This is a genomic window from Acinetobacter sp. NIPH 1852 (assembly GCF_022549455.1).
GTDB lineage: Bacteria > Pseudomonadota > Gammaproteobacteria > Pseudomonadales > Moraxellaceae > Acinetobacter.
On the sequence record NZ_JAKZGG010000033.1, the window covers coordinates 1 to 10105 of the forward strand.

The following is a 10105-nucleotide window of genomic DNA, read 5'->3' on the forward strand; positions in this document are numbered from 1 at the left end:
AGCAAAGCCAAGATAGGTGGTGGAAAATTTAGGCCATTGCGCGCAATTGAAAAACCTTAGCGTGCTATATTTTCCGTTTCCTGAGACGACCCCTACAAGGGCCGTAAGCCGTCACTGACTCCTGAACAAGTGGCTCTGCTGCATCAACGTCTTGAATCTGGCGACTACAAAACCAAGCGAGCATTGGCGAAGGAGTTTGGGATTTCTGCGCCAACGCTGTATCGGTATCAGTAGTAGTTCCAGCTATTTGATATTATTTGTCTATCTATTGAAAATTTTTCTGAGTAAAACAGGGTCGGCATCCTGAACTGAGCTTGCTCCAATTTTATTTGCTGCTAACCGTAAACAGGAATCGACCGATACAAACCAACTTGCCATCAAGTAGTAACTGAACCGATACTGTCGTAATGCGCCGACCCGCACGAACAATACTGGGGACTGCCTGTAACGTACCTATAAATGCTGGCCGCAGGTAATCAAAGGTCATCGTGGAGCATAAGGGCAGCTCATTATCACCACGCTGACGGGCAAGATAGGCGGCGGCGGCCACTTCACCAAAACTCGCGAGAATGCCGCCATGAAACGTGCCAATCATCGGGTTGCCGATATGCGAATCACGAAAGTCCATAAAGTACTGTATTTCTCCATGTTGCATTTCCTCACGAAAACCTAGAAAATCGACAAAAGGCTCGTCACACAATTTTAGTGGGGGTGTTTCCGCGCTCATCTGATTTACTATACTCATATCACTCGCCTCGCGCTTCATTGCTGTCAAAAGAGGGTCCCATCGTGCCGATTGCGAAAGAACCAGTGACAGTAGCCAGTAGCTCACCACTGTCTTCTGCAACCGCTCGGCCCGTGATAAAGGCCACCGTATCGGTTCTACCAATGCAATCCACTATCGCCTTTAAACCTACCGCAGAGGGAATACGTCGCAAAAAATCGACACGCAAATCAATAGTGGCAATCGGCTCTAACGACCGCAATGACGAAAAAATAGATAAGCCGCAAGTCGTATCCAGCAGCGTCACCAAAGCCCCTCGATGCAGTGAGCCTTTACGGTCAGAGAGTTGCTCAGAGAAGGGCATCGTCATCTCGGCATGACCATCGCTCACTGCACCAACACTAATATTGAACATATTGAATAAAGGGTGATTAGTACCAAAAAACGCCTTAGCCATGGTCAGGTGTGCCGTGTTATTACTGTCCATTTTTGAACTCCCGCCATTGCTGGCTGATTTTATTGCGAAAAAATTAGCGGCACGTCTCAAAGTGCAAGGGCGGCATCTGTATAATTACGTTCGGCCTGCATCACCGCCACAATGGCCTCTTCAATGGCGGCATATGGAAAGTTTGTGCTTTCCGAGGCAGACTTCAAACACATGGCTAATGCCGTCCATGCTTTTTCGCAAGCCCTCATTAACAGGGGCAGTCGATATTGCTGTACACTTGCGTCATAGTGAACCGCTTCATCAAGGAATTCAGCGTACATTTTGCGGAAGCCGCCGCCACCTGTGCCACGCTTTTCAATAATTTGGTAGGCAAATCGGGTCGTCCAGTGCCAATCGCCTGTGGCTCCCCAACGACTCAGTTCGGCCAGCCATGTTTCCAGTGCCGATATGCCACTCACAGCTAATGACTTGGCGTTGTCATGGATGACACCGGTAATCATCTCGGGGGTAATTTCGCCTTGAAACGCGGTGGGCGTGAACATATTGCCATAGTGAATAAATGGGGGCTGTGTAGAAAAACGTGCGCGGGTCAGTGCCTCTCGCGTCACCGACAAAACACTCGGACGCTCGGTATCGGTGACAAATACCGCACCTGTCTCTGGATTTCTCGACCAAGCGGCTATGGCGTGACCGGGAAAGTGCGTGCTGCTGTTGAAGTAAGGTAAATAAAAAATATCCGTCAGCAACAGGGTGGGGTGACCCGCATCCAAACATTTCTCCAGCGCGGTGGCTGCCGATTCGGGTGACTCGAAGGTTTGCCACTCAAAGGGTATACCGATACTTTCAAATACGCGCGCTTCAAACCCCAAAGACCGCACATGCACTAAAAATGGCACAGGGGCGTCAGCCATTTCCAAATAGGTCACGCCAAGCCCTGAGCCTAATCCAAAGCACATGGCCTCGGAAATATTCAGCCCATTAAACTCGAGCAAATCACGAATTGCGGAGCTGCCACAATGCCTCCCGATGGCGTGCGTGATACGGGATGGAGTCTTATAGTTGGTCACAGGTTTTTTGCCTCTTCGTGAAAATCTGGATTAAGGATGCCTCTTGTCATCATCTGCCATATCGCATCCGCGATCTGTTCAAGATTGTACTTACCATTTTCTTTATACCAAGTGGCAGCCCAGTTTATTGCTCCTAGCCCAATCAGTCTTAACAGATCTGCATCCACATCGTTTCGGATACAACCATAAGACTGCAGATCATCAAGAATTGTCTGCCAATATCGCTCGTATCTGTCTCTCTCAGCAATAATCTGCTCACGTGCGACTCCATGTACCGAGCGCCACTCAAACAACAACACATAAACCATATCGTCACCCGACATAAGGATATCGACATGTGTCTGCAGTGCCGATTGCATTTTTTTGAGTGGATCTTGAATCGCGGAAGTCGCCTCAACAATCCTGTAAATAGTTCTCTCAATAGCAAGCCGCATCATATCAACCAAAATATCGTCTTTACTACGATAGCGGTAATGCAGACTGCCTGGAAGAATACCACAAGCACTGGCAATTTCTCGCACACTGGTACGCTCAAAACCCTTTTCTCGAAACAGCTTGGCAGAAGCGGCTAATACTCTCTCGCGGTCAGCAACTTCGACTCGCGTAGATTCACTACTCAACATAGTTTGACTCATAACATTATATCAATAAGACAGGTTACTCGACTTGGTCAAGTCGAGTCGAGTCTTTCACGGTCTCTCCTGATCTATACAGCTTTTGCAATGGGGACATTAAAAACAATTCGTGACGCTTCCATAGGGTCTTGATGCTTATCATATTCAGCCAGCCAAGAATTAACCTTTTCTGGGATTTCGGTGTCGCTAGGATGGAAACCTGGCTTAAACCAGTCCAGATAGCGTGGAATAAGTCTGGTAATCAGGCCACGTGGTCCATAGAGGCGATAAAATCCCTTAGCAAGCACCAATGGCTGACCTTGTAGTTTGTCAATTTTCAACATATGCCAAAGAACTGAGCCAACCACCGCATGTACCAGTAGCGTTCCGATAATCAAAGCAGATGCGCGGGTGAAATACCCCCCACCTGCCGCTGTTTCGTAAACATCAAAGGCTACTGTTTTGTGTTCGACTTCTTCTACCCCATGCCACATGAACATGGCACGCATTGCGGGATGAGCATTCTTGAACATCTCACCCTCACCCTCCATAGCACCCTCGCCTAGTACAGCAGTAATATGTTCAAAGGCAGCTGTCATGGCCAACAGATACTTGGCGGGCAGGTGTTTTTGGGAGAGCCGAATAAATAATTTGAATCTTGCGATGACCTTTTCGACATGAATGCCTTGCGACTGCATCACCGCATTATACTGGTCATGCACAATGCCATGTTGCGCTTCTTGGCGAAAAAAGTTTTTGATATCTTCTCTCAGTTTAGGATCTGTGACCAGATCCTGATAGTTACGCACCGACTGAATAAAAAAACGCTCTCCATCGGGGAAGTGAATAGAAAGTGCATCAAAGAAGCGTGTTAACACCGGGTCACCGTCGTTCCAAAAAACTGGAACATCACTTAAATCAAACCGCGGCTTACGTGGCTGGATATTGATCATATGAGTCATGGCGAGAGTTTCCTTGTAAAGGCATCGAATGTCTGTAAACCTGCTATCACATTTGACCTTGAGCAATATTTTTCACCTTGGTCAGGCACAGCAAATATCACACAAGAATTCAACGGGTATTGGTCAAATGACCAAATGCATATTTTGAATATATATTGGTCGATTGACCAAATGTCAAGCCTGTCCTCAAAATTTGATAGAATGAGTTAACAACGCAGCAGGTGAGCCAGATCATCTTTGACATCGAATATAGCTACCAGACCTTTTGGCAGAGGTGTTTTTTTAATGTTAGTTTTTTTACATTAGAGTGTGTTGACGTTTGAAAATATTGATTGCAAATTGGAGGCAGACTCAGAGAATTAAAGCTCTCCCCATCCGAGTCCACCATGCCACGCTTTATGCTGAACGACCAACATTGAGCAAAGATTTCTCCTATGCTCAAGCAACAGGACATTGATCACAAACCAAATTTACGGCTCACCGTAGAAGCCATGCTCTACAGAATGTGGGTGAAATGTCCATGGCTAGACCTACCTCCTGACTGAGTTTGGTCAGCAGCCTAATCTCTACAAAAGATACAACGACTGGTCAGCAAAAGGTTTTTTCCAAAGCATACTCAGGGTTTTATCTACTGACTCTGATATAGAGTAGGGGTTATGGATAGCAATTACGTCAAGGCACATCAACATAATGCACGTGCTGCAACTCACGATCAGGAGGCGATTGGCTTAAGTCGAGGTAGCAAGACAAGTAAGATCCATCTTGCCGTAGATGGGTATGGATTACCCATCGTGTTTGCGATCACGGGTGGTGAATTACACAAAGCCAAAGCTGCACCTGACTTGCTCTCACAGGTATCTATCGATGCCATTCTGATTAACATCTGAATCAGCGTAATGCAAATCTAGCCTGATGTAGTTTTAAGCTACCCCATCAACGCCTGTACCGCAATCGACTCATCCGCCAACCGCAGTGGATCGACCGCCGTACCAGCCGTGATCAGCTTTTTGCTTAGCATAAACTCCTGCGGACGATTCACACAATCCGCCGCAATCAGGCGACCCGCCTGCAAATAAAACGCTGCAAAGCTACGCCTTTGCTGCACATCACCCCGAATCACGATCTGATCATACCCCTGACTGAGTCCCGCAATCTGCAACTTTAGATCATACTGATCTGACCAAAACCAAGGCAAACTCTTCGAGGTCCGCTGTAAGCCACACAAGGTCGCCGAGGCAATTTTGGCCTGTTCATTGGCGTTTGGTACCGACTCCAAGCGCATCCGCCGCTGATAAATCGGATTAAACGCATTGGCACAATCCCCGATGGCCACAATCTCTGGCGCACTGGTACGGCAATACTCATCAATCACAATACCATTGTCCACCTGCAAGCCCGCGTCCAGCGCCAACTCGATATTCGGTACAACCCCGACCCCGATGATCACCAGATCTGCATCGAACATCGAACCATCGGCACACAGCACCGCTTGCGCCCGCCCCTCACCCGTGATCGCCGTGACCGACACACCGGTATGAATCGTCACACCCTGTTCGCGATGAATCCGCGTATAAAAGTCCGACACTTCCGGTGCAGTTACCCGCTGCAAAATCCGCTCGGCGGCTTCCAAGACCACCACCTGCATGCCCTGCTCGGTCAATGCGGCGGCTGTTTCAAGACCGATATAGCCACCACCGATCACCACTGCTTTGCCGTTGGGTTGTACAAATGGCTGGATAGCCTGTACATCGCTGATATTTCTAAGATAATGCACACCTGCCAAATCAGACCCAGCCAGCGACACCGTCCTGACTCGTGCACCGGTACACAGCGCCAACTGGTCATACGCAAGCGTACTGCCATCTTGTAGTGTCACGCTGCGCGCTGCCCGATCAATCGCAACCACCCGCCCGTGCCGAAATTCGATCTGATTTTTTTGATAAAAAGCGGCTGGCCGAATCAATAACTCATCGACCAGTTGTGCACCGCATAAAAAGGTCTTGGACAACGGCGGTCGATGATACGGCAAATACGGCTCATCGCCGATCACCACAATCTCGCCCTGCCAGCCATCTGGCCGCAGACTTGCCGCCAACTGCGCCGCAGCATGACTTGCGCCAATGATGACGATTGTTTGCATATGAATTCACTCAGTTCATGGTTGATGCACAGCATCAATTGTTGCCGACGACAGTTGCAAAATGCCTCTGTCGCCTATTTTGATACCTACGCTTTGGCAGTCAGTTTGACCATCATCTTGGCATAGCCGCGCACAAAGTTAGACTGCACCAACTCTGGCTCACCCAATACCTCAATATTGTCGAAGCGAAGCAATAACTCCTCCCACAGAATCCGCAACTGCATCTCGGCCAAGCGATTGCCCATACAGCGATGCACACCAAAGCCAAATGACAAATGATTGCGTGCACCTTTACGATCAATCAAAAACGCATCTGGCTGTTCAATCACCCGCTCGTCACGATTGCCCGAGGCATACCACATTAAGATCTTGTCGCCCTTACGGATGGTTTGGCCGTGCATCTCGATGTCTTGCTTGGCGATGCGACGCATATACGCCAGTGGGGTCTGCCAGCGAATGATCTCGGACACCATATTTGGAATCAGGCTCGGTTGGTTTTTCAGTTTGACAAACTGCTCAGGAAACAGGTTCAGCGCATATACCCCGCCGGTCATGGAGTTCCGCGTGGTGTCATTCCCACCGACAATCAGCAAGGCCAAATTGCCCAAAAACTCCATCGGACGGTGAATCAAATCCTTGGTATCGTCATTGCTCAGCATTAAGCTAATCAAATCAAATCCCATCGGCTCACCTGCCGCTTGCTGAGCCGCCTTGGCATGCCACAGCGCGGCAAACTGCTTGGCCATATCAGCGGCGGCATTAAAAAGCACATCGTTGTCGCTAATCTCACCGCCCGTGGCTTCTGCGCTGCCCGCCAACGTATCAGACCAGTACACCAGCTTGTGCCGCTGTTCATACGGAAAATCTAACAAGGTCGCCAGCATGCGTGCGGTGATTTCTTTGGACACCCGCTCCACCCAATCAAACGGCGTATCGAGCGGCAAATCATCCAAAATCTCTTGTACCCGACTGCGGATCAGCCCTTCCATTTCTTTTAAATTTTTCGGTGCGACCACACCTTGTACCGCTTGACGCTGCACATCGTGCTTAGGCGGATCCATTGCAATAAACATTTCCACATCCAGTCCGGCGGGCGGCTTGCCAATCACAATCACCGGTTCCGCCGAAAACAGCTCGTGGGATTTGTCCACGAACACAATATCGTCATAACGGGTAATCGACCAAAATGCACCGAATGGACTGCTTTTTTGGTAATGAACAGGACGCTCGTCGCGTAGCCGCTTAAAGTATGACTGCCATTGATGCTGTCGATATAAAAACGGATTGCTCATATCGATGTCTTCGAGCTTGAGCGTGGCAACATCGGGGATTGGCTTTTCTACAAAATCAGGGAACGGTTGCGCCTGTGTCACCCGTTGCTTGACCTTTTGGAACACCTGCATGCCTTTCACTTGTAAATGCATGGGTATCGGCAGCAGGGCTGAAATTTGGTTTAGTGTGGCTTGCATGTTTTTCATGATTCATTCCTCAATGATGATGCTTAACAGCTGTTGAAATCTGCCGTCACTACATTTGAAACTCAGGCAAATGCACCACCATGCCATCCATTGCATCGGACAATTGAATCTGGCACGCCAAACGAGACGACGCCGTACCTTCTGGTACCATCTCTAGCATGCGCGCCTCTTCGTCATTGGGCTGTCCTGTCGCCGCCAGCCAAGCACCGTCAACGATCACATGACAGGTTCCACAAGCACATTCGCCACCGCAATCTCCATCAATGCCGGATACGCCGTGATCGATAGCCAGTTGCATCAGCGACTTGCCCGCTTCGATGTCAAGTACGGTGGCGGTACCGTCATACTCGATCAATGTAATTTGACCCATTATTACTACTCCTGTGTGGTATACGGTTGCTGGTGACGCCGATGAAAATAGCCATCCCTCTTTACTCATAATAGACATGTATCCATACTGCTTACAGGTCTCTTGTTGACAATATAGGGTCATTAAAAGACGATTATGGCGCTGTAGCCCCATCGTCGATTGCATTTTTCTAGTCGATGTTCTTTCATACTGGTCTGTTATTGAGGTGTTTGAGCCATGTTGCATCCAAGTCTGCTGACTGGTCTCGCCAGTACAAGTGAATCTGCTAATATCCCCTGTAGCTATACCCGTCTGATTGGCCGAGAGCTGGACTTGCAGGCGCGTGACCTACCTAAACTATTAAAATTCACCACGCTGACCGCTGAACAACTGATGCGTGACGACACGATGATCACGGCCAGCCAACAGATTCAAATCTTACAAAATAGCTTGGAGTTGTCCGCATCCGATCAGTTTGGCTTGCGTTTAGGGCAGCGGCTCACGCCGTCAACACATGGCTCGATGGGCTTTTTAATCAATAGCAGCCCGAACTTATTGGCCGTGTTACAAGCGTTTCAAACTTTTTTGCCGACCCGTATGAGTTTGATTAGGCTCGAAACACACACCAATGCTGAGTGGACGACCTGCTTGATTTTCTTTGAGCAGACCTTGAGTCATGCAGTACATCGGCTACTGTCCGAAACTGTTGCGGTGATTTTTTCGGAATGTGCCGAATTTATTGTTGGACGACCGCTGACCGAGGCGGTGATTCAGTTTAGCCATCCCGCCCCCGATCATCATGCCTGTTACGCGGATTATCTTGCCGGTACCTATCAGTTTGATCAGCCACAACTGTCGATCCGAGTGCCGACCGAGTTGTGCTTGATTGCCAATGCATCCGCGCAGCACGATAGCTATCTGCTGGCGATGCAACAATGCGAAATGATCCTCAACCGGCTCAAGACCCAACAACACAGCACCACCTACCAAGTGCAAAAAGCCATGCTGTCCTATCCGCTCGGGCAACTGAGTGAAGAGGATCTGGCTGCAGCCTTGTTTATGAATAAGCGTACGCTGGCCAGACGTCTGGTCAAAGAGAACACGAGTTACCGGCTGATTCGAGATCGGATTTTATCTGAGAAAGCCAGTAGTTATTTACATGACCCTCAAATATCGGTCGAGGCAATTGCCAGCTTACTGAATTACCACGACTCTGCTAATTTTCGGCGCGCGTTTAAACGCTGGTTTGGTGTATCACCAAGTGCTTATCGGCGAAAAATCACCCATCGGCAAGAAGAAAATGACCTGAGAGAATGAGGTTGTTCGTATGATTGTTAATACGTTGAAACATCAATACGCCCTAGAAAAATACCTTAAAACGCTATGTCAGAGATGGCAATCATATGGCAGCCCTCCACTTCCAATCCGATAACCTCAACTCAACCCAACGCTTGCAACCCGCTGTGAACTCTGTAGAGGTTTTAATTCCCATTGCAGCCCATCCACCGTCAATGTCTTCAGTTAGGGGTCGTCTCAGGAAACGGAAAATATAGCACGCTAAGGATTTTCACTCCGACTTCTTTTAACGATATCCAACACGGTATTTTTGCTTAGATTGACCAGCCGACCGACTTGTCGATAAGAGTGTCCAGCAGACACCAACTCCAACACTTTAGGTGCCAGACGATCTGACTTGGTACGTTGACCAGGACGACGACCAAACACAACGCCACGCGCTTGTGCCGCTGCTACACCAGAGCGCACACGTTCACGTAGTAAATCTCCCTCAAACTCTGCTAATGCAGACATCACAGAAGCCATGAGCTTTCCCTGAGATGTGGAAAGGTCAAACTGCAAACCTGTTTGTGCCACCAGAGATACCCCGAAATGCCCAAGATTGTTGACGCTCACTTAATATTGACCAGCGATGCTCGTTGAATATTGACCAGGCATTTAAGCAATGTAGCGTACTACACTGCTGTGGATAAATCGATCAATTGCTGTTGCTTTTTCTTCACTGATCGACGGTTAAAATAACTCTCCTTTCTCTGCTTCTCGTTTCTTTATACGCTGCTTGGCTTCCTCCGTGCTTTGCTTAAAACGATAGGATTCATTACCCGTTTCGATGATATGGCAATGATGAGTCAGTCGATCCAGCAGTGCAGTCGTCAACTTAGCATCACCAAATACATTGCTCCATTCCGAGAAGCTCAAGTTCGTCGTAATGATAGGGGTCGTCTCAGGAAACGGAAAATATAGCACGCTAAGGTTTTTCAATTGCGCGCAATGGCCTAAATTTTCCACCACCTATCTTGGCTTTGCT

11 protein-coding genes and 2 pseudogenes are annotated in these 10105 nt (G+C 48.6%); 3 read left to right on the forward strand and 10 right to left on the reverse strand.

Annotated features, from left to right (window positions below; genetic code table 11):
* Positions 1–93: 93 nt before the first annotated feature.
* A pseudogene (locus MMO38_RS16235) lies at positions 94–234 on the forward strand (helix-turn-helix domain-containing protein); the annotation flags it as partial.
* Positions 235–325: 91 nt separating this feature from the next.
* Here the strand turns inward: MMO38_RS16235 and MMO38_RS16240 are convergent.
* The 5 genes from MMO38_RS16240 to MMO38_RS16260 form a co-directional block, all read right to left on the reverse strand.
* The gene (locus MMO38_RS16240; protein ID WP_000029507.1) at positions 326–745 is read right to left on the reverse strand and encodes a PaaI family thioesterase; all 420 of its coding nucleotides are present in this window, start codon (positions 743–745) and stop codon (positions 326–328) included.
* A gap of 1 nt (position 746) precedes the next feature.
* Positions 747–1211 (reverse strand): PaaI family thioesterase, encoded by a 465-nt coding sequence (locus MMO38_RS16245; protein ID WP_000378064.1) that lies wholly within the window; start codon positions 1209–1211, stop codon positions 747–749.
* Positions 1212–1267: 56 nt separating this feature from the next.
* Positions 1268–2239 carry a BtrH N-terminal domain-containing protein gene (locus MMO38_RS16250; RefSeq protein ID WP_000186299.1) on the reverse strand — a complete coding sequence of 324 codons (972 nt, stop codon included), beginning with the start codon at positions 2237–2239 and terminating at the stop codon, positions 1268–1270.
* Positions 2236–2862 carry a TetR/AcrR family transcriptional regulator gene (locus MMO38_RS16255; RefSeq protein WP_000952904.1) on the reverse strand — a complete coding sequence of 209 codons (627 nt, stop codon included), beginning with the start codon at positions 2860–2862 and terminating at the stop codon, positions 2236–2238. The genes MMO38_RS16250 and MMO38_RS16255 overlap by 4 nt, the downstream gene beginning before the upstream one ends.
* Positions 2863–2945: 83 nt before the next feature.
* Complete coding sequence (locus MMO38_RS16260) at positions 2946–3815, reverse strand: metal-dependent hydrolase (protein WP_000149466.1); 870 nt, start codon at positions 3813–3815, stop codon at positions 2946–2948.
* 656 nt (positions 3816–4471) lie between these two features.
* Here MMO38_RS16260 and MMO38_RS16265 point away from each other — a divergent pair.
* Positions 4472–4702 carry an IS5 family transposase gene (locus tag MMO38_RS16265; protein ID WP_004656998.1) on the forward strand — a complete coding sequence of 77 codons (231 nt, stop codon included), beginning with the start codon at positions 4472–4474 and terminating at the stop codon, positions 4700–4702.
* 38 nt (positions 4703–4740) lie between these two features.
* Here MMO38_RS16265 and MMO38_RS16270 read toward each other — a convergent pair whose 3' ends face one another.
* From MMO38_RS16270 to MMO38_RS16280, 3 genes are all read right to left on the reverse strand, one after another.
* Positions 4741–5955, reverse strand: a complete 1215-nt coding sequence (locus MMO38_RS16270; RefSeq protein WP_001193555.1) for an FAD-dependent oxidoreductase — start codon at positions 5953–5955, stop codon at positions 4741–4743.
* Positions 5956–6041: 86 nt separating this feature from the next.
* A complete protein-coding gene (locus MMO38_RS16275) occupies positions 6042–7433 on the reverse strand; it encodes a cytochrome P450 (protein WP_004658516.1) in 1392 nt (463 codons plus the stop codon).
* 49 nt (positions 7434–7482) lie between these two features.
* Positions 7483–7803: a 2Fe-2S iron-sulfur cluster-binding protein gene (locus MMO38_RS16280; RefSeq protein WP_004658513.1), complete on the reverse strand. Its 321-nt coding sequence runs from the start codon at positions 7801–7803 to the stop codon at positions 7483–7485.
* Between the two features lie 216 nt (positions 7804–8019).
* On the opposite strand from MMO38_RS16280, the gene MMO38_RS16285 reads away from it, so the two are divergent.
* Positions 8020–9099 carry an AraC family transcriptional regulator gene (locus tag MMO38_RS16285; RefSeq protein ID WP_004658508.1) on the forward strand — a complete coding sequence of 360 codons (1080 nt, stop codon included), beginning with the start codon at positions 8020–8022 and terminating at the stop codon, positions 9097–9099.
* Positions 9100–9339: 240 nt separating this feature from the next.
* Here MMO38_RS16285 and MMO38_RS16290 read toward each other — a convergent pair whose 3' ends face one another.
* Entirely contained in the window at positions 9340–9693 is a 354-nt protein-coding gene (locus MMO38_RS16290; RefSeq protein ID WP_009516421.1) for a recombinase family protein, read from the reverse strand.
* 117 nt (positions 9694–9810) lie between these two features.
* A pseudogene (locus tag MMO38_RS16295) lies at positions 9811–10020 on the reverse strand (ATP-binding protein); the annotation flags it as partial.
* Positions 10021–10105: the final 85 nt, after the last annotated feature.

Coding starts and splice junctions, on each gene's coding strand:
- MMO38_RS16260 (WP_000149466.1), bottom strand. CDS start 3,815: ATGACTCATATGATCAATATCCAGCCACGTAAGCCGCGGTTTGATTTA.
- MMO38_RS16265 (WP_004656998.1), top strand. CDS start 4,472: ATGGATAGCAATTACGTCAAGGCACATCAACATAATGCACGTGCTGCA.
- MMO38_RS16275 (WP_004658516.1), bottom strand. CDS start 7,433: ATGAAAAACATGCAAGCCACACTAAACCAAATTTCAGCCCTGCTGCCG.
- MMO38_RS16245 (WP_000378064.1), bottom strand. CDS start 1,211: ATGGACAGTAATAACACGGCACACCTGACCATGGCTAAGGCGTTTTTT.
- MMO38_RS16285 (WP_004658508.1), top strand. CDS start 8,020: ATGTTGCATCCAAGTCTGCTGACTGGTCTCGCCAGTACAAGTGAATCT.
- MMO38_RS16240 (WP_000029507.1), bottom strand. CDS start 745: ATGAGTATAGTAAATCAGATGAGCGCGGAAACACCCCCACTAAAATTG.
- MMO38_RS16255 (WP_000952904.1), bottom strand. CDS start 2,862: ATGTTGAGTAGTGAATCTACGCGAGTCGAAGTTGCTGACCGCGAGAGA.
- MMO38_RS16270 (WP_001193555.1), bottom strand. CDS start 5,955: ATGCAAACAATCGTCATCATTGGCGCAAGTCATGCTGCGGCGCAGTTG.
- MMO38_RS16280 (WP_004658513.1), bottom strand. CDS start 7,803: ATGGGTCAAATTACATTGATCGAGTATGACGGTACCGCCACCGTACTT.